Genomic DNA, 23449 nt, shown 5'->3' with positions numbered 1-23449 from the left:
TTGATGTAATCAACTTCACCTTGAGGAAGTTGAATAGGTTTACGTCCACATTTTTGTTTGTTTTCTTTGTATTCTAGATAAATATCGATCGCTGTTTTACCCGTTTTCAACTTCCTGATTACTCTGTAGACTGCTTCATGACCTCGCTTAAGCTTTTTAGCAATCTCGCGACCACTGAGATTAATGGCAAAGTATTCTTCTATGAATATGAGTTCTGTTTTGGTAAGATGGGTGTACGACATGTATGGTGCACTCTCCTTAGCTTTGGTAGGTTAATTTGAGTGTATCATAACATGTCTTTTTTCTGTCTCGCTTAATTATACAATCCACGTTTTAAACAAGCGTTGATACATGCAGGGCAGACACTTCGCTTTCCGCGGGCGAACCGCGAGCCTACTCGAACGGCACTGTGTTTCGTTCTGTGGGGTCTCACTTGGTCCGCTGTTCCCGCAGGAGTCTACGTGTCGTGCACCTGCTTATTTAGAGAAGCTATTTTAAAGAGTGCCACGAAAAATCAACGGCCTAAGTCACATAAATGTAAAGAATAATTGCGTTTTTTTTACCAGCTTCAATAACGGGTACAGTAGAAGCTTCCAAATAATGGGTTCTTCCTCTTCTAATGTTGGTAAAGAAATTTTCTTCGGTCGATGGGTTACTGATAGAAAGCCATAAGAACACATTGGTGCTGACCAACATTAAATATTGTAGAACCAAAAAAAGATAAAATGAAAAAGCAAAAAGGGAACAGTATTACCTGTTCCCTTTTTGCTTTTTTTGGTCGCTTTGCATTCTTTTTAGTTGAGCTGTGAAACACAGAAAGCTGTGTCTATCTTATCCTGTCCGCACAACCGCTTCGCTGGGTCGCTTCGCATCCTCGTATAATATAGTTAATTAATAAATATACGTAGAAGAAGTATTTTTCTATACTTTCGTGTCTTCACTCGAAAGCAAGATTAATTCATTGGCTATCTTAAGAGCTTTTGACCAATGGTGTAAGAAAAAACGATACCTTCAATAACTTGTAAAGTGGTGGTACAATAGACAGACACGAGAAAATTGTCTAACTGTTTAATGAAAAAAGAAAGGTTTGAATGCAATTCATGAAACCAGTAATTGGAATAGCCGCGAACATGTTCCTCTCTTCCACCGATCTGCATGGCCTGCCCATCACCTACACGCCGCACGGGTTTGTCCGTGGGTTGGAACAAGCAGGCGCACTGCCGGTGGTCATCCCCACCTCTGTGACCGAGAACGCAGCGGATTATTTGAAAGAACTTGATGCATTGGTGCTTGCCGGCGGTCAGGATGTGAATCCCGTACTTTACGGCGAAGAACCGCATGCAAAATTAGGGGCGATTTCCCCGAACCGGGATGCCTTTGAATTGGCCCTGATTGAAGAGGTTTGGAAAACGAAAAAGCCGTTGTTGGCGGTCTGCCGCGGGTTGCAGCTGATGAACGTGGCATTCGGCGGCACCTTGTACCAAGACTTGTCGCAGCAGCCGGATTTCCACCTCCAGCATGTCCAACAGTCCATGCAAAACATCGGTGTCCACTCCATCTCTTTGGAACCTGATTCTTGGACCAGCAACCTTTTCGGCACTTCCACCATGGTCAATTCGTTCCACCATCAAGCGGTAAAAACTTTGGCGGATCCGTTTCGAGCAGTTGCCTGGAGCAAAGACGGAGTGATTGAAGCAGTTGAAACAAAAGAAGATGGACGCTTCGCCGTCGGGATCCAGTGGCACCCTGAATGGATGGCGGAAAGCAACGAACAGATGCAAGGGTTATTTGATGCCTTCGTAAAAGAAGTCAAAAAGAATAAGTGAATTTTACCAAAGGGTTTCGAGTGAAACCCTTTTTATTCTGTCCAAAAAAGCGGTATACTGACCAAGTAACTATTTTTTGGAGGGATGTACATGGGTTTGACAGATACAGTGACATTGCATAACGGGGTTCAGATGCCCCAATTTGGTTTGGGTGTATGGCAGGTGGACGACGGCGATGAGGTGATCCATTCCGTCAAGTGGGCGCTTGAAGCAGGCTACCGCATGGTGGATACCGCCGCTGCTTACGGCAACGAAAAAGGAGTCGGGCAGGCAATCAAAGAGTCCGGTGTCAGCCGTGACGACATCTTTGTGACCACCAAAGTAGCCAACTCCAACCAAGGCTATGAAGAAACATTGGCAGCCTTTGAAGACAGCATAAAAAAATTGGGCTTGGAAACATTGGACTTGTACCTCATCCACTGGCCTGTGGCAGAAAGTTTTGTCGATACATGGAAAGCCATGGAAAAACTCTACAAAGACGGGCGCATCCGCGCGATCGGCGTCTGCAACTTCCACCAGCACCATTTTGAAAAATTGATGGAAACCGCGGAAATCAAGCCGATGGTCAACCAGATTGAACTGCATCCGTATTTGAACCAAGAACCGCTGCGCCAATTCTGCAAAGAACAAGACATCGTCGTTGAAGCTTATTCGCCTCTGGGAAGCGGGAACTTGCTGCAGAACGAAGACTTGAAAGCGATCGGTGAAAAATACGGCAAGTCTCCGGCTCAAGTGATGCTGCGCTGGGATATCCAACACGGCATCGTCACGATTCCAAAATCTGTCCACAAAGAACGCATCCAAGAAAATGCGGATATCTTTGATTTTGAATTGTCCCAAGAAGACATGGACGAAATCGACCGCTTGAACCAGGACCACCGCTTCGGTTGGAACCCGGAACGATTTGATAAATAAAACAGCGGGACTGTCTCAAGCAATTGAGGCGGTCCCTTTTTCTATTTAAGGTCTTTTGATGGCGGCTCGTGTGACAATTTAATCTGAGTCACCATTCCTTTGCGTTTCAATGACGACTCATCTGAAACTTTTTCCTGAGTCGCCATTGCATTGCTTTTGAGTGTCGATTCATTCGAGAATTTCTCTCGAGTTGACATCCAACTTCCTCGCAAAGAAAAAAGCAGCCGCTTCAACGGCTGCTTTTTCGTTCGTTATTCAGTTACCGGAACGACTGCGCCGCCCCATGTTTTCAAGATGAAGTCTTGTGTTTCTTGGGATCTCAATTCCTCAATCAAACGTTGAATGGCTTCGTTTTCTGCATCTTCCGAGCGAACAGCAACGATGTTTCCGTATGGAGAGCTGGTGCTTTCCAATGCAATCGCATCTTCAGACGGGTTCAAGTCGTTATCCACGGCAAAGTTGGAGTTGATGAACACGACGTCGCCTTCGTCTTGGTTCAACAACGTCGCCATCAACGCCGGGTCAAACTCGTACTCAAACTGCAAATTGCGCGGGTTTTCCGCCACATCGTCAAAAGAAGCAGTGGTCAAGTCCACGCCTTCTTCCACTGTGATCAAACCGGCATCCTGCAAGATGGCCAACACACGTCCGTGGTCCGGTGTGCTGTTGCTGACAAGGACGGTGGCACCTTCAGGCAGGTCTTCCAAGCTTTCGTGGCGCTGGGAATAAGCACCCAACGGCTCGATGTGGATGGCACCGGCATTGACGAAATCATAGTTGTTTTCTGCTACGGCTTCTTCAAAGAACGGAATGTGTTGGAAATAGTTGGCGTCCAAGTCGCCTTCATCCAAAGCGACGTTTGGAATCACGTAATCGTTGTACGTCTCAATTTCCAATGTGATGCCTTCTTCTTCCAATTTCGGCGCCACAAATTCCAAGATTTCAGCGTGCGGCACGTTGGAAGCACCAATACGAATCGTCTGTTCACCGGACTCTCCACCGTTTGCGGAAGTGTCCGCAGTTTCCTCGCCGCCGTTTCCGCAAGCTCCCAACACTAACGCGACACCTGTTGCAACCAATCCTGTGATCCACTTTTTGTTTCTCATCATTCTTCCCCCTCTTATTGATTGTGCTTTTTTATATTACTCCGTTACCGGGATGACCGCTCCGCCCCAAGTTTCTAAAATGAACTCTTGGGTTTCTGGAGTTTGTAATTCTTCCACCAAACGTTGGATGGCTTCATTTTCTGCATCTTCTGAGCGAGCCGCAACAATGTTGGCGTAGGGTGAAGTCGGGTCTTCCAATGCAATCGCGTCTTCCACCGGATTCAATCCGTTGTCCACGGCGAAGTTGGAGTTGATGAAGACAGCATCCCCTTCTCCTTGTTCGTACATGGTCGGCATCAATGCCGGATCGTAATCATACTCAAATTGCAGATTGCGCGGGTTTTCCACAATGTCATCGAAAGACGCCTGTGTTTTTTCCACGCCTTCTTCCAACGTCACCAACCCAGCTGCTTCAAGGATGGTCACCACTCGTGCGTGGTCCGTAATGCTGTTGGGCACCAAAACTCTGGCTCCTTCCGGCAATTCGTCCAAGCTGGCATAGTCCTGTGAATAAGCGCCCAACGGTTCGATGTGGATGGATCCCATGTTCACAAAGTCATAGCCGTTTTCTTCCATCTCTGACTCAAAATACGGAATGGTCTGGAAGTAGTTGGCGTCAATGTCGCCTTCGTCCAACGCGACGTTTGGAATCACGTAGTCGTTGTACGTTTCAATTTCCAACGTGATGCCGTCTTCTTCCAATTTCGGCGCGACCAACTCCAAAATTTCAGCGTGCGGCACGTTGGAGGCGCCGACGCGGAGAACCTGTTCGTCCGATCCGCTTCCGGCTGTTTCGCCTCCGTTTCCGCAGGCTCCCAATACCAATGCCACTCCTGCAGCGGCGATTCCTGTAATCCATTTTTTGTTACGCATACGATTTCTCCCCCTGAATGACGTTCTTCTACTTAACGTTTGTCGATGGCGCGGACCACTCTGTCTCCGACTGCCTGGATGACAAACACGATAATCAAAATCAAGATAGTGGCAACCAACGTGACGGCCGGCCGGCTGCGTTGGAACCCTTCCAAATAGGCCAAGTTCCCCAATCCGCCTGCCCCGATTACACCCGCCATGGCTGTATAGCCGACCAGTGAGATGCTGGTCACGGTGATGCCGGCCACGATGGACGGCAGACTCTCTGGAATCAATACTTTGTAGATAATCTGCCATTTGCTGGCACCCATCGCTTCTGCTGCTTCAATGACTCCTTTGTCGATTTCCCGGAAGCCTGTTTCCACCAAGCGGCCGTAAAACGGAGCTGCCGAAAGGATAAGGGCCGGCAGTCCAGCTGTCGGACCGGTAATGGATCCGACGATTTCTTTTGTGAATGGAATCAATAACACAATCAAAATAATGAATGGAATCGAACGGAACACGTTGACGAAAAACGCAACCAACCGGTACAATCCGCGGGCAAACGGCGTATCTTTGTCATTTGTCTCAAACAGCAAGAGTCCCAATAAAATTCCTAAAAAGAAGACGGCCATGACCGAACCGACCGTCATATACAATGTTTCAAGCGTCGCTTCCCACATGTTTTCCCAGTTGATGTCGGAAAATTCGGCATATTGAGAAAAGATGCTTTCACCTAGTTTAATTGTCGGCCACATGTTCGATCACCTCCGTCTCCACCTGCATACGGTTGAATTCTGCAATGGCCTGTTGTAGTGCGATTTCTTCTCCCAAAAGTTGAACGTACAAAGAACCGATCGGTGTTTCCTGAGTTGCTTGGATGCTTCCCTGGATGATGTTGACATCCACCTCAAATTTCCGGCTGATGGTGGAAATGATCGGTGCCTGTGCGCCGGTTCCATGGAACGTCAAGTGCACGATTCTGCCGTTCGGGTACTGCTCAATGAGCTGTGCCAAAATTTCATCCGTGTCTTCGCTGTCCGGGTCGGTATCTTGGCGGATGAACCGTTTGGTAATTTCTTTCTGTGGGTTCTTGAAGACGTCCAATACGTTGCCTTCTTCCACCACTTTCCCGCCTTCCATCACGGCCACACGGTGACAAATTTTCCGAATGACGTGCATTTCATGAGTGATGATGACAATGGTCAGATTCAAACGCTTGTTGATGTCGACCAGCAAATCCAATACGTCGTCTGTGGTCTGCGGGTCCAATGCGCTGGTCGCTTCATCACAAAGCAGGACTTTCGGGTCATTCGCCAAAGCGCGGGCGATGCCGACACGCTGTTTTTGCCCGCCGGACAATTGCGCCGGATACGCGTCTTCGCGCCCTTCCAATCCGACCAATTGAATCAATTCGCTGGCTTTTTCTTCCTGCTCGTTTTTCGGGACGCCTGCAATTTCAAGCGGGAACTGGATGTTTTCTTTTACCGTCCGGCTCCACAACAAGTTAAAGTGCTGGAAGATCATTCCAATTTTTTGCCGTTCTTTTCGGAGGTCGCCGCCTTTCAGCGCGCTCAAGTTGTTTCCGTCAATGATGACTTCCCCGGAACTTGGTTTTTCCAATCCATTTAATGTGCGTACGAGTGTACTTTTTCCGGCACCGGAATAACCGATGATGCCGTAAATTTCGCCTTCTTTGATCGACAGGGAGACGTCGTCCACCGCTGTGATCTGTTCTTTTCCATCACTGAATATTTTCGTGACGTTTTTAAGATCAATCATCGATCCATATCCTCTCTCATCTGTTTCTAGTAAATAAAAAAAACTTCCGCCCTCGGAATGCTGACATTCCTAAAGGACGAAAGTTTCGCTTCCGTGTTACCACCTTTATTCGCTGTTTTATCGCTAAAACAACCTCTGACGGTACTTGGACTACTCCGCATACCGAGGCACGTTATCGGGTGCTGCCGGGTGTGGCTTGCGCTTAGGCGTTCACCACTCCTGCTCAAAGACCATCTTCCGTTCCTTCCCCATTGCCTCTTTTCACCAGCCGAGGCTCTCTATGAATGGTTTCAAAACGTACTCTTCTTTTCATCGCATCAATGTATCTAATTTGTTTATGTTAAATGAATTCGCATTTCATTGACGTCATTTTAACAAACGGCCACCCATGTGTCAACAGGGAATCCCAGTTTGCCGCTTAGTCTTCGTCTGTTGAAATGGGGTCCATTTCTTCTGGCAAGTTGGAAAACTCTTCTTCGGATACATCGGTCAATTCCATGATCCAGTTGTCGTCTTTATCCGGGCTGTTCAACAGTTCCGGTTGGTCTTCCACTTCTTTGTGTACGCGGACCACTTTACCGGAAACAGGCGCAGTCAATTCTGTGACTGCTTTGGCGCCTTCGACACCGATGACTGTTTCATCGGCTTTCAATGCTTCCATCACATCGGGAAGTTCGGCAAACATAACTTCCCCGATATCATCCTGTCCTTTTTCAGACAACCCGAAACGGTATGTGTCGCCTGTCTTCTCAATCCAAAGTCCATTTTTGCTGTATCTGATCATTGTTTCTTCTGCCATGTCATCGTCTCCCTACTCATTTTTCCATACTTTTTCGTATTCGTTCTCCTTGAATCCGATGGTCACCTTGTCTCCTCGGACAGCAAGCGGGCGTTTGAGCAACATCCCATCTTCCGCCAACACACCGGCTGCTTCTTCCATCCCCATCGCAGGAACCTTGTCTTTCAAATTCAATTCCCGATAACGGTTGCCACTCGTGTTGAAAAACTGGCGGATTGGTTTGTCCGAATCTTCCATCGCCTGCACCAGACTCTCTTTTGACGGTGGAGTCTCTTTCAAGTTGATGAATCGGTACGCAATGTTCTGTTCATCCAACCAACGTCTTGCTTTTTTGCATGTGGTACACGTTGGATGACAATAAAAGTCCATTATCATACTGCCTCCTGTTTTACGCTGCCTCTCAAGTATACACTCCAGTAAATATTGGAGCAAGTCCGGGAAAAAGCAAAAAAGCCGCCGGTCCTCTCAGTTGAAAGAGGAACAGCCACTTTTTAATGGACGGTTTAATAAGATACTCGTTTGTCTGTGGAAAACATGTAGCTCTTGTAGTGGTACCGCATGGACATCACCAGACCGACGGCCATCATGTTTCCGAGCAGTGCCGATCCACCTTGGGAAATGAACGGGAGTGGAATCCCCGTCAGCGGCAGCAGCCCGATGTTCATGCCGATGTTTTCCAGAACGTGGAACAAGATCATCATGATAACCCCGGTTGCAATGTATGTGTAAAACTCATTTTTGGTTTCGAATACAACGCTGACAATTTGGTAAATCAAAATGAAATACACAAAAATCAAGAAGGCGCCGCCGAGGAATCCGAAGTTTTCGGCAATGACCGAGAAAATCATGTCGGATTCTCTAACTGGAACGTACACTTCCGACACTCCGAACCCTTTTCCGAATATCTGCCCCGACCCAATCGCTTTAATCGCTTGAATCAACTGGTACGAAGCGTTCGTTGTATCGTGATACGGATCCAGCCAGGAATCAATCCGGGCGAACTGATACGGTTTGAAGCCGAGGTTCAAGAGGAAGTCCCGGTTGAACACCACCAGCAGAATCAACGAGGTGCCGATGAACGCGGCGCCGAGGAATATCGGCAGCAAAATCTGCCAACGAACGCCGGACACCAAGATGACTCCGGCCATGATGGACATGTACACCAACACGGTTCCCAAGTCATTCTGCAACTGTACCAAGACAAGCGGGATGGCGGAATATCCTGAAATTTTTCCTAAAAGAAGCCAGTCGCTTGAATTGGTGTGTTGAGGGTACTCGCTGTTATGAAGAGTCACCACCCGTGCCAGCTGGAGGATGAACGCAATCTTCACTACCTCCGAGGGCTGGAAGGTCAATCCTGCAATCTTAAACCAACTTCGGGCCCCAGTTCGGATGGCGGTCGGCCGGTCATAGAAGATAAGCACCAACACCAGCAGCAGCATACCAAACCAATAGGCGTAAGGCGTCATCTTCCACAACTGTTCTGAATCAAATTGCATGATGACTATAATGGACACTGCACCCACGATGTACCATACAATCTGCATGATGGTGGGCCTGATCCCGCTGTTTCCGATCAAATATGTGGCGGAAAAAATCGTCGCTACACTGATCAAAAACAACAACATTACCGACAGGATGATGCCGTAATCGATCCTGCTTTTATTTTCTTTGTCTGCCATGAATCGTACTGCTCCTTTTGTGTTTCGTTATAAAATGAATGCCGCATTCTTTCAGCCTTCTCTACATATAAAAAACACTCTTCCTTCTACCGGAAGAATGAGTGAAAAGTCAGTTGTTTCAATGCTCTATGGAACTTCATCGATTTCATTCTACTCTCTGAATTATTATATACAAAAAGCACGCGTAACGGAACACAATAAAAAAATCTTCACCAAATATTCACTTGAAAGGGATAAATTGCTTCTCTTCCCGTTTATTTATGGATACAAAAAATCCGGCCTCGTGTGCAAAGCCGGATTTTTCGTATTAGTTGTTGTTCTCTTTTTTGTCGATTCGTTCTTGCACTTCTTCGCCTTTCAAGCGGTTGACTTTTGTCAACTGTCTCCGCAACAGACGTGTGTCTTCTTTTGGGTATTCCGTGGTGCCTTCTTGTTCAAGCTGCTTTTGTTTTTCCAGTTCAGTCGTGTACTCTTCCACCGACTGACCATTTTTCCATTCGTAGTAAATGGCATTCACCAAACCGCCGAGCAAGACGAGCGTCGCCGCTAGATAAAGGAACAACATAAGGACAATAAACGCCCCGAATGTCGCACTCCCTGCTGCTTCTCCGCCTGCCAATGAGACGTAAAGCGAAAAGCCCTGCGACAACACAATCCAGCCGACTGTGGCGAAAATCGCCCCAGGAACCGCGTATTTAATCGATAATGCGTGGTTCGGCACAAATTGGTAAATCAATGTGAAAAACAACAGGAACACAACCAGGAGAATCAGCCACCTGAACGACAAGATTTGTTGGACCAACGGGATTTGGATGCCCAATGTGTTTTCGACAAACATTAGGATCTGTTCTCCGAAAACGAAGGCAAAGATGACCGCCCCAATCGCTCCCAAAATCAACATCATGACCGCTACCGAAAGTACCCGGGCGAGGAGAAAATTATTTTCCAACTCTACTCCATACACATCATTGAGTACGTTCCGCAAACTGTTGATCACCTTACTTGCAGACCAGATAGACGTCAGCACCCCGATGGAAATGGCGCCCCCGCTCCCGCCTTGCAAGTATCCTTCCAGAACCGGCTGCAGAACATTGAACACGTCCCCGGGCAGTGCTGTCTGCAGATACTGCATGATTTCCCCTTCATTGATCGGTAGAAGAGGGATGATGTTCGCGATAACCAATAATACCGGGAATAATGAGAGAAGAGCGAAGTATGCCATCTCTGCTGCATTTTGTGTGACTTCTGCTCGAGACCAGTTTGACTGAGCAATTCGGATAAATCGGGCCAGTTTATCTTGGAATGACGCTTCCTTTGATTGACTTCCCAACCCCTTCACGTCCTTTCCTTATTTTGAATTTACTATATCATAACGGCTCCTTTGACCCATAATGATAGGTTCTATCGATTGTTGAAACAAAAAAACTGCCTCTTAAGAGACAGCTTTCGTGTAGTTTCGTTAGGTGATGACAACGTTCCGCCATTTTCCGGAGCGGAAACGGAACCCGATCACGAGCCAGCGTATCAACTGGTCAAAGACAATCGCGATCCATGCACCCATCAAGCCCATTCCGTACATATTAATCAACACATAGGCAGTGACGATGCGCACCACTAAAATTCCTGCAAATGTGGAAAAGAGCGGGAACAATGTATCGCCGGCTCCTCTCAAAGTTCCAACAGTGGTCAGCTGATGAGCTTGGAACGGCTGAACCAGAGAGACGATGCGCAAAGCCATCGCCCCGCTTTGAACGATGTTTGGATCGTTGGAGTACAATCCAACGATAGACTCAGCTCCGACAAAGAACACCAACCCCAATCCCATACCAAAGTTTGAAGCAATTTTTCCAGTCATGGTGGCGTAATCGGTGGCCATCCCTTTTTGGCGCCGCCCTAATGTGCGTCCCACCAATGAAGAAGAGGCGATTCCAAATGCTTGTCCCAACGTGAATGACAAACTCAATATGTTCATTCCGATTTGGTGGGCCGCAAAAACGACGGTACCCAAACTGGAAACAATTTGAACAAATATGATGGCGCCTGCGCGCAACACCAGTTGTTCCCCAGCTGATGGCAGTCCAATTTGCAGAATGTCGCGCATTGTTTTTTTATTGAAGACGAATTTTTCTTTCCAGTCCAGTGTCAGTTCGCTTTTTCCAGAAGTGAGGTACCGGATCATCTGTACACTCGCGACAAAATTCGCAAATGCTGTGGAAACAGCAGCTCCCGCGACAAGCAATCTCGGCAGTCCGAACAATCCATAAATCAGCACGGCATTCCCGAAAACATTCAACAAGTTCACACGCAGATTGATTTTCATCGGTGTCTTGGTGTTCCCGATTCCCCGCAACGCTCCGGAAATTCCCATGTTGAATGACTGGAACAAGTAACTGATACAGATGATACGGAAATAAATCGCTCCGATGGCAACAGTCTCAGGTTCGCCACCCATAAAAGCCAAAATTGCTTCCGCATTGAACAAACCAAACAGCGATAAAATCATGGAAAACAGTGTGCTGAACAACACAACATGCTTCAAGACATTTTGCATCCGGTGTTTTTCACCGGCTCCATAATAACGGGCGATAATAGCGGTTCCTCCGACGTTGAACGCCTGGACCACTCCAATTCCTAAAAATAGAGGCTGGTTCGTCAATCCTACTGAGGAAACAGCTGCCGCCGCATATGCATGTTCGGGAATATTCCCCAACATCATCATATCAATCATCCCGAAGAGAGCACTCAACACCAATTCGAGCAGGACCGGCCATGCCACCGCCATGATTTCTTTTCTCATGGTCAGCCTGGCTGTCCGCTCACGGCTGTTCACAGCCGTTTTACGATTCTGCACTGTACGTTCGTCTCCTTTTTATTCGTTTGTGTATTTAATAACAACTGTACCAATAAAGAGATGAAAAAACAATGGCAGGACGGTCAGTTGTCCTGCCATTTCACTGAATTGTTGATCAAAGATCGTGTAAGTTATACTCCATCAAAATGTACTGAATACCTTCATCAATATCGCGCACTTTATGCGGCTGGTTGGACCGGAATACCGCTTCAGCCATGTCACCTTGTTTTTGGGAAACCGTGCCGATGACTTTCTTATTCACTACAACTTGGTATTCCTGTGATTCTTTCGTGGAACCCTTTGTTTCTTCCACTTCCACTTTGATGTCGTTCTGTTTTTTTCTTCTGCCCATCTTCTATCCCTCTCCATTCCTATTTCAAAGAAAGTTTCCCAAAAACAAGCAGTGTTGTCAACACATACCGAATGTAAAACGCTTCTATTTTTTTGCCAATGCCCTTCTTTTTGAGCTATACTGATACATGACGACACTAACATTTTTAATCATAAGGAGTATTTCTAATGAAATTAACACGTTACTATTACAAGAAACATCCGAACGAACCGAAACTTGGTATTCGGTTGGAAGAAGGACTCCTTGATGTCGGGCAGGCTGCGGCCAGACGTTCTCTTCCTGCGCCAAAGTCAATGGATGAAATTCTAGTCCATCCCGACAGTCAACTAAAGCTGTTAGAAAACCTTTTGATTGAAGTACAAAACAATCCTGATCCATCCGAGTATGTCACAGATGACGACATTCATTACCTGCCAATGAACGCTAATCCCGAAAAAATCATTTGTGTGGGCATGAATTACACGCAACATGCGGCGGAAGTTGTCGGAGAAATCCCGACCGTTCCTGTCTTCTTCAACAAATACAACAATGCTCTTTCAGCCCATCTGCAAGATCTGCCGTTGCCGACTTCCTCTGAGCAAATGGATTACGAAGCAGAGCTGGTCGTGGTTATAGGAAAAGAAGGTGAAAACATTCCGTACAACCGGGCGTATGATTATGTTTTCGGCTATACGTGCGGCAACGACTTGACTGCACGCGATTTGCAGTTCAAAACTTCTCAATGGATGATTGGCAAAACGTTGAACTATTCCGCTCCGACCGGTCCGGTGGTGGTGACCAAAGATGAAGTCCCCGATCCGATGAATCTGCGGATTCAACTGAAATTAAACGGCGAGACCCGCCAAGACGGCAATACAAATGAAATGTTGTTCACTGTTCCATACTTGATCAGTTACATCTCTCAGTACCTTCCTTTAAAACCGGGCGATTTGATTTTCACCAGCACACCTAAGGGTGTCATCGCCGGTGCAAAAGACAAAGACAAGCGCTGGTTGTTGCCGAACGATGAAATTGAAATTACGATCGAAGGCATTGGCACGTTGAAAAATCGAATGGTCTGACAGGAGGCGGAGCGGCATGCGTCTGTTCATAGCCATCGACTTGGATGAGTCGGTGAAGAAACAGTTACTTGATGTTCAACAACAACTCAAATCCTCAGTCTCGAAAGGACGCTTCAGCCGAGTCGATCATTTCCATCTCACTCTGCGATTCATTGGAGAAACACCGGAAGAAACCCTTCCTCTGATTCACAATGCATTGTCAGAAGCGGTTCAAGAGATAAGCCCTTTCCGATTGACCCTCGCTGGGATCGGACAGTTCCAAAAAAGAAAGCGGCTTGTTTTATGGGTGGGCGTAGAGGACAACCCACTGTTGATGGAGCTTCAAACACGCATAGACGCTCAGTTGGAGAAATGGATAGACTTGCCTCTAGAAACACGGCCGTACACACCGCATATCACGTTGGGACGTAACGTTCGTTTGGATGAGGAGTGGGAGGCCTTCCAACAACGAGTCTCCGTGCCCCATATGAATGTGGAGGCCACTAAAGTGACGTTGTTCCAAAGCACCCAGATAGACGGCCGCCTGCGCTACCTCCCGTTGGTAGAAGTACAATTGAGAACTTGATTCTACAAAACGAATGATTGAATCAGAAAGAGAGCGTGACAAAATGCGTTTAGACCCGAACCTTCTAACGCATACCATATCCGTAAGCCGCTAAAGCGGCAACGGCTATGGCAACTGGAGCGAATAAGCGGATGAGGGGCGAAGTCCCTCGAGCATTATTCTAAAGGAGGCACTGTGGGCAGATGCCCAAGTGTATCATGACTGTACATTGCTAAAGCAACTACAGTCATGACAAAGTGGACGTCGGGTCTGCATTTTGGAGCGCATTTTCGCTATACTATTCGGAAACGCAAAAGAGGTCGGGACTATTGTCCCAACCTCTTCTTTATTTTTTTATCTGATTGGTTCTTGAGTGGCATTGGCCATTTCTGCTTCTTCTACCAGCTTGGCAGGGGATGTTGCCGGCATTCTTTTCGTTTTCTCAAAGGCATAGCGGATGCCCAGCGCATGTTTAGCTATTTTGACGGTATGGTCACTGATTCGTTCCAAGTTGGAGACGATGTCCACAAATAGAATCCCGTCTGACGGCAGGCCGATTCCCGCATTCATACGGTGAATGTATTTGTTGCGGATGTTGTCTTCCAACTCATTGACTTCTTTTTCCCGTTTCAGGACTTTCCCGGCCAACGAGTGGCTGTCTTCCTTGAAGGACAGGACGGCATCTTGGACGTTTTGTTCCACCATTTGGAACAAAGCGATCAAATCTTCATCATTGAAGGCATTTTCCAATTCTGCATCCATTTTATTGTTTTTAGATTGTTTTTTGCTGATGCGGACCGCTTCTTTGGAATTTTTCAAGATTGTCTCACAGTGATCCCCAATCCGTTCCAAATATTTGGTGACATCCAGCAGAACGGTATGTTCACGCGTATTTTGAAGCGGCAGTTCTTCGTTTGACAGCAGCATCAAGTATTCTGTCAAACTCATATCAATCTTGTTGACCACTTCTTCCAACTGCATCGTGTCTTCATGATTTTTTTCATTTCCTGTTTGATAGTATGAAAACATGGAACGAAACTCTTTCAGCACGATTTCACCCATTTGGTCCACTTCCATCTTTGTCTGGTTCAACGCCATCGCGGGAGAAGCATGGACAAGCGAGTAATCAAGGTGAGTGGTGTAATCGATCAACGATTCCTCACCCGGAACCAATTTTTCCACGAGTGCAGCAATCTGGTTGATAAACCACATTTGCACCAATACATTGGTGATGTTGAACATCCCGTGTGCAAAGGCGAGCTGCATTTCCGGGTTCAATCCTAGGGCAGAAGACAAAACGACCAACAACTCTGTGAACGGACGTAGCAACAGAACCACCACGACGGTTCCGACTAAGTTGAAGATGACATGCGAAGCGGCTGTCCGTCTGGCAGCCACACTCGCACCGATTGCTGCGATGATCGCTGTAATCGTCGTCCCGATATTGTTTCCGAAAAGAATCGGCAAGGCGGCTTCCAAAGCAATGGACCCTTGCGCGTACAATTCTTGTAAGATACCAATCGTGGCACTGGAGCTTTGAACGAGCAGTGTGAAGGCTGTTCCCACGCCCACTCCCATAATCGGGTTGTCCGACAGATTCACCATCCATTCACGGAAGACTTGCAAGTCTCTCAACGGCGACATTCCATCGCCCATCAATTCCAAACCGAAGAACAGGGCTCCAAAACCGAAAATGACTTGACCGATACTGTTGATCTTCAAGCCTTTGAAGAAAAACAGGAGAAACGCCCCGATGGCCATGATTGGCAAGGCATAAGCCCCTACGTCAAACCCAATGATAAATGCCGTGATGGTTGTCCCAATGTTGGCTCCCATCACCACCCCGATTGCCTGCTTCAACGTCATGAATCCGGCACTGACCAAACCTACTGTCAATACGGTTGTTCCGGAACTGCTCTGAATAAGTACTGTGACCACAATTCCCGCAAGTATCGCACGAAAAGGTGTCGAGGTGAATTTATTCAAAATGTCTCGAAGATTGTCTCCTGCAGAACGTTGCAGTCCGTCGCCCATATACTTCAATCCGAACAAAAATATTCCCAGTCCTCCAAGAACGTGCGCTAAGTCCGTCCTTTACAGAGGCTAACCCTCATGCATTTACTCTTTTACGTCTTCCAGAAAGGTCACTGTTTGGTTCTCCAATGAAGCGATTCGGCAGATGGAATAGACCTCCAACCCGCGTTCTTCCAATTTTTGGCGGCCACTTTGGAAAGATTTCTCGATACAAATGCCTACACCGACCACTTTGGCTCCTGCCTGCTCCACCAAATCAACCAAACCTAGTGCCGCTTCCCCGTTTGCCAGGAAATCATCCACAATCAATACTTTATCGTCCTTAGACAGGTATTGTTTGGAAATCATCACTTCGCTGGTCACGTTTTTCGTGTAGCTGTGCACCAATGTAGAGTATTTCTCCTGGTTGGACAGTGTGGATGGTTCGGATTTTTTCGCAAACAACATCGGCACTTCCAAATGCGCCGCCATCATGATTGCCGGAGCGATTCCGGATGCTTCGATGGTCAACACTTTTGTGATGCCTTTGTCTTTATAATGGGCATACAGTTCTTCTTCAATTTCTTTCATCACCATCGGATCGATTTGATGGTTCAAAAACGAATCCACTTTCAGCACATTGCCTTCAAATACTTGCCCGTCTTTAAGTATGCGTTTTTTCAAGTAATTCATGGTTTCTCTCCCTTTATCGGATAACTTCTTACAGTATACGAACTTTTCATACGTAAATCAACAGAATGTTCGGAAACTTTTCGTTGTTTTTATCCGATAAAAAACGGCGCTCTGCTTAAGGGTACATCTGCAAGATTTGATAAACAATCAGTCCACAAGAAATCAGAAAAATAAGGGATTCCGACCACTCCCCTGTGGAATAATAAATTTTCTTGAACCCGAATTGAATGCGTTTGTTGTACAAAGGCTGCAGCCAGGCTACACCGGTTTTAGAAAACGAATCTTCGACCATATGTAACAAGTAGCCGACCAAAAACCATTCGCTCCAGATGGACGGCATACCAAGTGCTGCAAGCACGAACTGGGAAACAAACAAGAAAAATGCCGCTCCGGCAATGGAGTGTGCGAGCCCTCTGTGTCCGAATACCAGACGGATGCCATCGCTCACGCCTCGAGTCCGCTTCCCGATGTAGGAACCCGGATGATCGATATCCGGAAAAACCGATCCGATTCCGACCGCAATAACGTTGCCCACTGTCAAAGAATTGGTGGACAGCAGCATCGGCAGCGCAGCCGCATACGTCACTGCCACGTGTGTTTTATACAGCATCTTGCGTTCCTCCTCTCATCTTATTTGGTGGCAGACCATTAACGATGGTCCTGCCTGTTCTCTTTTTGTGTTCCTTGGTATGATAAATCTAAAGTCAATAACGACTAGAAAAAAGGGATGAGTATGTCTGAATTTATTGAGATCAAAGGCCTCTATAACACAGCCAAAGTATTCAACCCAAACGTCGATCCTTCCTCTTACGAACAAGTCCTGCACATGATGAACCGGGAAGAATTTAAAGACAGCAAAGTCCGCTTCATGCCGGACATCCATTACGGAAAAGGCGCAACCGTCGGCACCACCATGACCGTGACCGATAAAGTGGTACCCAACTTTATCGGTGTCGACATCGGATGCGGGGTGTCAGTCACACAAGTGGACATCCCCTTCCACCAGGCCCCAAAAAAAGAGTTCTTGAAACAATTTGACGACGCCATCCGTAAAGTCGTCCCTTTACTTCCCGCCATACGGATTACCAGTCGTCTCCATATGTGAATTTGGATGACTTTTTGGTGAGTGATCAAATTGACGAAGAGACGTTTTACACGTCCATCGGAACATTGGGCGGCGGCAACCACTTTATCAGTTTGGAAGCTTCTGAAGAAGGCAATGTCTACCTGTTGATTCATTCGGGCAGCCGAAACGTCGGACACACCGTGGCCACCACTTACCAAACGATAGCCGACAACGAAGCCCCCGGTGCCAATGCCGGCGAAGGGTTTGTCATCGGAAAGTCTTTTGAACATTACCTTCACGATCTGCATCTTTCGCAGAAATACGCCCGTCAGAATCACTAGGCCATGCGCGACAATATTTTGAAGCGCATAGGTCTGAGTGCCCTGGATTCATTTGACACGGTGCACAATTACATTGAAGTGGACACCATGATTGCCCGCAAAGGCGCGGTATCCGCCAAAAAAGGCGCCCGTCTGGTAATTCCTTTCAACTCCCGTGACGGATCGGTGATTGCGGTAGGCAAAGGCAACGAAGACTGGAACTTTTCCGCCCCGCACGGCGCCGGCAGAACCATGTCGCGCACGCAGGCTAAAAAACAAATCACGTTGGAGAGCTACCAAAAAATGATGACCGGCATCTATTCCTCTTCCGTTTCCAAGTCGACTTTGGACGAAGCGCCCCTTGCTTATAAAAAGCAGGCAGAGATTTTGGCCTTGTCCGCCCCGACCATGGAAGTGGTGGAACGACTCAAACCGATTTATAATTTAATGGGATGAATAGTTACTCACTTTTTCATATGCGACGAAGAATAGAGAAACCATTGTTATAACAGTCTTTTTTGCTTTTGTGTCAAAAGGTCACAACTGATTCATTATACAGAATATCGCATACCAAAACAAGTGTTCGCATAAAGAATATAGCTCTATATCTCCTACCAACTTAAATACGTCCATAATAAGTCGTTTTAAAAAAACGTTAGGTATTTGCGGGTATGCGTGGTACACTGTGATTAACATATTGTAAGAGACCACGAAGAACTGTGTGAAAGCATTCCGGATCGGCCCTTAAGCAACTATGTAAATACATGTGCCACAGGCACGAAAAGGATGTTTTAAAATGGAACAAGGTACAGTGAAATGGTTTAACGCAGACAAAGGTTTTGGATTCATCGAACGCGATGGAGCAGACGACGTATTCGTCCACTTCTCCGCAATCCAAACAGACGGTTTCAAAACATTGGATGAAGGCCAAGAAGTAACGTTTGACGTTGAAGAAGGCAACCGCGGACTTCAAGCAGCAAACGTTGTTAAAGCGTAATTCATAAAATACAAACAAAAGACCGCGAATACGATTCGCGGTCTTTTTTGCGTTTAAAAATTTTCCGGATGCTACTGATTGCGTGGAGTGCGCCCTTCTTGTCCCCTTCACTCCACGAAAACAGCTGTCCTACCTGCCAACCCTCGTCAAATTTAAAAAAGAAAAAAGGCGAGCCGACTTAAAATGTCGGCTCACCTTTTTATTAAACTTAAAGTTACCGGCTAGAAAATTACTTAGCTACTTTAGACTCAAGTCCTTCAGCTTTCAAGAATTCGCTGAATGGTACCAATTCTTCTGCTTCGTATTTCTCTTTGTACGCTTGGATTTCTTCTTCGCTGTACAATGCAGGGTCTAATTTCAATGTTTCCACTGGAATTGGACGATCTTTAGTGATTTTAGCATCGATAACGACTGTTTTGCCTTCTTTGTTAGCTTTAACAGCCTCAGCCATTACGCGATCCATGTCTTCAATACGGCTTACTGTGAAACCAACTGCGCCTTGAGCTTCCCCAATTTTCGCGTAGTCTACATCAGTAAATTCTGTACCGAATGTGTTTGTGTTTGTGTCTTCGTATTTGTTTTTGATGAACCCGTACTCAGTGTTTGTGAATACTACGTTGATAACTGGCAAGTCGTAAACGACGTTAGTCACGATATCTTGGTAGTTCATAGAGAACGCACCGTCACCCATCAAGTTGAATACTTGACGCTCAGGGTGAACTTTCTTAGCAGCAATACCACCAGGAAGTGCAATACCCATAGAAGCAAACAATGGAGAAGTTCTCCACATGTTCTTAGGAGTCATGTGCAAGTGACGGATGGAAGTTTGAGTGGAGTTCCCAACATCGATGGAGTAAATCGCATCTTCGTCCGCATATTTGTTGATCGCATTGTATACTTGGTAAAGTTGCAATGCGCCACTTTCTTTTGTTTCCAATTTAGTCATGTAGTCGCGCCAGTTTCGAATGTTCTTCAAGTTCGCGTTCCACCAAGCGGACTCTTCAACTGGTGCTACTTTGTCAAGCAACTTGTGGATTGCTTCGCCTGCATCTCCAAGGATCGCAACGTCTGCATTGTGGCGTTTACCAAGCATTGCTGGGTTGTTGTCGATTTGGATGAAGTTTTCAATGTTTGAGAAAGTACCTTCAACTTCAGCAAACGGGAAGTTCGAACCAACGAAAAGAACAGTATCTGCTTCTTTAACAGTTTCGTTAGCTGGTTTCCAACCTACACGGTAAGTTGAACCTGTAAATCCTTCAAAGTCGTATTCGAATGTTTCAAAGTTTTTACCTGTAGTGATGATTGGTGCTTTGATTTTGCGGGACAATTCTTGAACAGCTGGACCGTGTCCCATTGTTCCGATACCTGCATAAATTACAGGACGTTTAGAGTTGTTCAACACTTCAACTGCAGCGTCGATGTCTTTTTCATCGATTGCAGGAGAAACGTAATCACGGTAGCTGTGACCGGAAGAGTAGAATGCATCTGCATCGATTTCTTTGTAACCGAAGTCACCAGGAACTTCCAATACGGCTACTCCACGTTTAGCAATTGCAGTACGGATGGCATCGTCGATCAATTTTGGCAATTGTTCAGCGTAAGCCACACGACGGTTATAAACCGCGATGCTAGCGTACATTGGGTTTTGGTTCAATTCTTGGAATGCATCCATGTTCAATTCTTTTTGAGGACGAGAACCTAGAATAGCCAAAACAGGTGTGTTGTCCATCGCTGCGTCATAAAGACCGTTGATTAAGTGAGAAGCACCAGGACCGCCTGATCCCACACATACACCTAGTTTTCCACCAAATTTCCATTGCATGACAGCTGCTTTTGCCCCAACTTCTTCATGCTTTACTTGAAGGAAATTAATGTTTGTGTCTTCTTGTTCACCTAGAGCTTCCATCAAAGGTGCTAGAGTTCCGGAAGGGATTCCATAAATGGTATCTACTCCCCAACCTTCTAATACTTTTAATGAAGCTGTACTAACTTTAATTTTTCCCTGTGTCATTTTGAAATTCCTCCAAAAAATAATATCATAAATAGAAACACTTATAATACTGTACCACTTATAATTTTTTTTGCAAGGTTTAATTGATAAATAAGGTCTAATAATTAAGCAAGAATTCATTAATAAACCTGATTTATCGCTCCTTGAACACCCTGTACCATTCCTTTAAAAAATCTGTTACTCTTTTTAAAAGGCGGCTGTTTGTGATAAAATTACTTGCATCATGAAGAAAACGGTGATAATCAATGAAAATAGCAATTGTCGGTTTCGGTGTCAGCGGAGCGGCTCTTCTAATGTCCTTAAATATTGCAGGGAAATTAGATGGTGATACACAAGTGGATATTTTCGATCCAAACAATGAGCCCGCGTCAGGTTTGGCTTACGGAAAAGATGCCAATCATCTTTTCGTCAATGCCTTCCCGACTGCCATGTCGTTGAATCCAGAAAACAAATATGAATTCTCAAATTGGCTGGAATCTCATTATCCTGAATATGATTCTAGAGCAGATCTAGTGCCCCGTACAGTATTTGGAGAATATGCACACGAGCGCCTAACCTTTTTATTAGAAAAAGAAAATATTTCGCATTATAAAAAAGAAATTGCAGATGCGGTTGTTCTAAAAGAAGCTGCCTCTACTTCTTACCTATTGGAAGATTTAAACGGGGAACAATACGGGGCTTATGACTATCTCTTTCTGGCGGTAGGCAATCCGCCTTATAACGATTTCTATGATTTAAATGGTCTTGAGAATTATATACATAATCCTTATCCGGTGGTTGAAAAATTAAACGGAATAGAACAGGATACAAAAGTAGCGATTATCGGATCCAGCCTAACTGCGTTTGATTTGGTCAATTACCTCAGTCACGAAAAAGACTTACAGCATCCAATCGGCATTTTTACGGTTGTCCCTTCCTTCAATTCCCTTCGCGTGCCGCCTTATCAAGGGGCTGCACTGACCTATTCTTTGGATAGAAACTGGCTTGAAAAAGAAGCGCTTGAACATAAAGGCGTGGTGCCTCTCGACCGGATCATCGATACCATCCAACAAGACTTGAAGGCAAATGCAATCGATCTTGCGGCTATCCGTAAAAAATATGACCCTGCCGATTTAGAAGGTACTTACCATGCGTATTTCAATCAAGAACACCCGGAGCTTTCAAAGCTACAGGCCTATATTGCCCGTTTGTCCGAACATTTAGGGGACCTCTACATGTCTTTGTCAAAAGAAGACCAAAGGCGGTACCATTTGGATTACGCACCCCTCTTCAACCACTATTTAGTGCGCTTGGCACCGGATGCAGTGGCGAATATGTATCAGTTATGGAATCAAGAACAGCTTTTTGTTGTTCCCGATTTGATTGACGTAAACAAGAATAATACCTTTGCTTTGAAGAGTAATAGCGGCGGGACATATGAAGCGGATGTCGTCATCAATGCATCCGGTTTTGCTTTCAATACGGACCGCATCGGCGATAATAATCCACTACTGAAGAACCTTTTAGATAAAGGGTTTCTGCTTGATAAAGACAAAAGAGGCATATTGGTGACGTGGCCGGAATGCCAAGTGATCAGCCAGCGGTACGGCCAACTTGATACGTGCTTTTTTATCGGCCCTTGGATCTCGAACACCCATTATGGAAACAACAACGTCAAGGCACTTGTGGAAAAAGCGCATGAAATTGTTCAGAAATATATGGACAGTTGATTATTCCAAAAATACAGAAAATGAAAAACGGTATGCCGCTCACAAGCGAATGGCATACCGTTACTTTTTAACTGTTTATAGAAATCTTGGTTATATAACGAAAAAAGCTCCACTCAGGAATAAGAAGTTCCCTAGTGAAGCTTTCTTGTTGCTATGGAGACGAGGGGGCTCAATTGCCCCCTTTGTATCAACATTACAGGTTATATAATAATGCTTTTGAAAACAGTTTCCCATTACCAGTATAATACATAAAATTTCGAGTTATTTTTAATCTCTTTTTCGATATCCTCTTTATCCAATCCTAATTCTATCATAATTAAATATTTCATTACCATTTCTAATATTTTATTCCCTATGAATAATTCTCGATTATGTAAAATTAATTCACTCTTTTTAGGTTTTACATCAGCATGGGTAATGAAATTCCTGGTATCTTTTATCGCTTTAACTAAATCTTGCTGATTCTTGATTTCCTTATTATTAATCTTCTGAATTACTTGTTCATTCATCAGAGTGTTTGGTATTTCTTTAAATAACATTTCCAACCTTTTTATAAAATAAATGCTCTGAGGATACTGGATTTTGTGGTACCTTTCAAGGTTTCGAGCATTATTGTTTATGGCAATATAGAAATACAGAAGATTGCAATGAATAAGTACATAGTCTGGCAATAAAAAAAGGCCTTGTTAGCCTCCCAATAATCCTCTAAAGTTTAAGTTACGACGCTTAACTTGGAGGTAGAAAAGGATGCTAACAATGACCGACATTAATACTATCAAAAATCTGCGAAATAATCACGATAAATCGATCAATGAAATTGCCGATACGCTAGATATCAATTGGCGGACAGCTAAAAAGTATGCAGATAAT

General features: G+C 45.5%; 22 protein-coding genes, 2 pseudogenes and 1 other annotated feature. Of the genes and pseudogenes, 8 read left to right on the top strand and 16 right to left on the bottom strand.

What is annotated here, in order from left to right; genetic code table 11:
- Window positions 1-242, bottom strand: a pseudogene (locus G470_RS0106225) (IS30 family transposase); the annotation flags it as partial.
- 858 nt (window positions 243-1100) lie between these two features.
- Between G470_RS0106225 and G470_RS0106220 the strand changes: the two are divergent.
- Window positions 1101-1826 (top strand): gamma-glutamyl-gamma-aminobutyrate hydrolase family protein, encoded by a 726-nt coding sequence (locus tag G470_RS0106220; RefSeq protein WP_028274077.1) that lies wholly within the window; start codon window positions 1101-1103, stop codon window positions 1824-1826.
- 90 nt (window positions 1827-1916) lie between these two features.
- Entirely contained in the window at window positions 1917-2741 is an 825-nt protein-coding gene (locus tag G470_RS0106215) for an aldo/keto reductase (RefSeq protein ID WP_028274076.1), read from the top strand.
- A gap of 251 nt (window positions 2742-2992) precedes the next feature.
- Here G470_RS0106215 and G470_RS0106205 read toward each other — a convergent pair whose 3' ends face one another.
- The 10 genes from G470_RS0106205 to G470_RS0106160 form a co-directional block, all read right to left on the bottom strand.
- Window positions 2993-3850 (bottom strand): MetQ/NlpA family ABC transporter substrate-binding protein, encoded by an 858-nt coding sequence (locus G470_RS0106205; protein ID WP_028274075.1) that lies wholly within the window; start codon window positions 3848-3850, stop codon window positions 2993-2995.
- A 33-nt stretch (window positions 3851-3883) separates the two neighbouring features.
- Entirely contained in the window at window positions 3884-4720 is an 837-nt protein-coding gene (locus G470_RS0106200) for a MetQ/NlpA family ABC transporter substrate-binding protein (RefSeq protein WP_028274074.1), read from the bottom strand.
- 32 nt (window positions 4721-4752) lie between these two features.
- Window positions 4753-5457, bottom strand: coding sequence for a methionine ABC transporter permease (locus G470_RS0106195; protein ID WP_051258467.1), 705 nt, complete (start codon window positions 5455-5457; stop codon window positions 4753-4755).
- The gene (locus G470_RS0106190) at window positions 5441-6481 is read right to left on the bottom strand and encodes a methionine ABC transporter ATP-binding protein (protein WP_028274072.1); all 1041 of its coding nucleotides are present in this window, start codon (window positions 6479-6481) and stop codon (window positions 5441-5443) included. Before G470_RS0106190 ends, G470_RS0106195 begins: the two co-directional genes overlap by 17 nt.
- 69 nt (window positions 6482-6550) lie before the next feature.
- Window positions 6551-6803: a binding site (T-box leader), on the bottom strand.
- A 96-nt stretch (window positions 6804-6899) separates the two neighbouring features.
- Complete coding sequence (locus G470_RS0106185) at window positions 6900-7280, bottom strand: glycine cleavage system H family protein (RefSeq protein ID WP_240470651.1); 381 nt, start codon at window positions 7278-7280, stop codon at window positions 6900-6902.
- Window positions 7281-7292: 12 nt separating this feature from the next.
- The gene (locus G470_RS0106180) at window positions 7293-7652 is read right to left on the bottom strand and encodes an arsenate reductase family protein (RefSeq protein WP_028274070.1); all 360 of its coding nucleotides are present in this window, start codon (window positions 7650-7652) and stop codon (window positions 7293-7295) included.
- A gap of 131 nt (window positions 7653-7783) precedes the next feature.
- The gene (locus tag G470_RS0106175; RefSeq protein WP_028274069.1) at window positions 7784-8962 is read right to left on the bottom strand and encodes an FtsW/RodA/SpoVE family cell cycle protein; all 1179 of its coding nucleotides are present in this window, start codon (window positions 8960-8962) and stop codon (window positions 7784-7786) included.
- A gap of 307 nt (window positions 8963-9269) precedes the next feature.
- Complete coding sequence (locus tag G470_RS12890) at window positions 9270-10292, bottom strand: YihY/virulence factor BrkB family protein (RefSeq protein WP_035445204.1); 1023 nt, start codon at window positions 10290-10292, stop codon at window positions 9270-9272.
- Between the two features lie 129 nt (window positions 10293-10421).
- Window positions 10422-11813, bottom strand: a complete 1392-nt coding sequence (locus G470_RS0106165; RefSeq protein WP_051258466.1) for an MATE family efflux transporter — start codon at window positions 11811-11813, stop codon at window positions 10422-10424.
- A 115-nt stretch (window positions 11814-11928) separates the two neighbouring features.
- Window positions 11929-12165, bottom strand: coding sequence for a DUF2969 family protein (locus G470_RS0106160; RefSeq protein WP_028274067.1), 237 nt, complete (start codon window positions 12163-12165; stop codon window positions 11929-11931).
- A 167-nt stretch (window positions 12166-12332) separates the two neighbouring features.
- Between G470_RS0106160 and G470_RS0106155 the strand changes: the two genes are divergently transcribed.
- Together G470_RS0106155 and thpR are read left to right on the top strand one after the other, a co-directional pair.
- The gene (locus tag G470_RS0106155) at window positions 12333-13226 is read left to right on the top strand and encodes a fumarylacetoacetate hydrolase family protein (protein WP_028274066.1); all 894 of its coding nucleotides are present in this window, start codon (window positions 12333-12335) and stop codon (window positions 13224-13226) included.
- 16 nt (window positions 13227-13242) lie between these two features.
- Window positions 13243-13791 carry an RNA 2',3'-cyclic phosphodiesterase gene (gene thpR / locus G470_RS0106150; protein WP_028274065.1) on the top strand — a complete coding sequence of 183 codons (549 nt, stop codon included), beginning with the start codon at window positions 13243-13245 and terminating at the stop codon, window positions 13789-13791.
- 333 nt (window positions 13792-14124) lie between these two features.
- Here thpR and G470_RS12885 read toward each other — a convergent pair whose 3' ends face one another.
- The 3 genes from G470_RS12885 to G470_RS0106135 form a co-directional block, all read right to left on the bottom strand.
- On the bottom strand, window positions 14125-15804 hold the full coding sequence (locus G470_RS12885; protein ID WP_240470652.1) for a Na/Pi cotransporter family protein: 1680 nt from the start codon (window positions 15802-15804) through the stop codon (window positions 14125-14127).
- Window positions 15805-15888: 84 nt separating this feature from the next.
- On the bottom strand, window positions 15889-16476 hold the full coding sequence (locus G470_RS0106140; protein ID WP_028274064.1) for a xanthine phosphoribosyltransferase: 588 nt from the start codon (window positions 16474-16476) through the stop codon (window positions 15889-15891).
- Between the two features lie 115 nt (window positions 16477-16591).
- On the bottom strand, window positions 16592-17086 hold the full coding sequence (locus G470_RS0106135) for a metal-dependent hydrolase (RefSeq protein ID WP_028274063.1): 495 nt from the start codon (window positions 17084-17086) through the stop codon (window positions 16592-16594).
- Between the two features lie 123 nt (window positions 17087-17209).
- On the opposite strand from G470_RS0106135, the gene G470_RS14415 reads away from it, so the two are divergent.
- The 3 genes and pseudogenes from G470_RS14415 (at window position 17210) to G470_RS0106125 (ending at window position 18859) form a co-directional block, all read left to right on the top strand.
- Window positions 17210-17581, top strand: coding sequence for an RtcB family protein (locus G470_RS14415; protein WP_035445198.1), 372 nt, complete (start codon window positions 17210-17212; stop codon window positions 17579-17581).
- A pseudogene (locus G470_RS14850) lies at window positions 17578-18318 on the top strand (RtcB family protein). Before G470_RS14415 ends, G470_RS14850 begins: the two are co-directional and overlap by 4 nt.
- A gap of 340 nt (window positions 18319-18658) precedes the next feature.
- The gene (locus G470_RS0106125) at window positions 18659-18859 is read left to right on the top strand and encodes a cold-shock protein (RefSeq protein WP_028274062.1); all 201 of its coding nucleotides are present in this window, start codon (window positions 18659-18661) and stop codon (window positions 18857-18859) included.
- A 229-nt stretch (window positions 18860-19088) separates the two neighbouring features.
- Here the strand turns inward: G470_RS0106125 and spxB are convergent, their stop codons facing one another.
- Window positions 19089-20870, bottom strand: a complete 1782-nt coding sequence (spxB, locus tag G470_RS0106120) for a pyruvate oxidase (RefSeq protein ID WP_028274061.1) — start codon at window positions 20868-20870, stop codon at window positions 19089-19091.
- Between the two features lie 245 nt (window positions 20871-21115).
- Here spxB and G470_RS0106115 point away from each other — a divergent pair, with 245 nt between their 5' ends.
- Complete coding sequence (locus G470_RS0106115) at window positions 21116-22579, top strand: FAD/NAD(P)-binding protein (protein WP_084172112.1); 1464 nt, start codon at window positions 21116-21118, stop codon at window positions 22577-22579.
- A 233-nt stretch (window positions 22580-22812) separates the two neighbouring features.
- Here the strand turns inward: G470_RS0106115 and G470_RS0106110 are convergent, their stop codons facing one another.
- Window positions 22813-23250: a HEPN domain-containing protein gene (locus G470_RS0106110; protein ID WP_028274059.1), complete on the bottom strand. Its 438-nt coding sequence runs from the start codon at window positions 23248-23250 to the stop codon at window positions 22813-22815.
- Between the last annotated feature and the right edge of the window lie 199 nt (window positions 23251-23449).

The sequence above is a fragment of the Atopococcus tabaci DSM 17538 genome (assembly GCF_000429585.1).
Lineage (GTDB): Bacteria > Bacillota > Bacilli > Lactobacillales > Carnobacteriaceae_A > Atopococcus > Atopococcus tabaci.
This window is presented reverse-complemented; position numbering and strand designations above follow the sequence as displayed.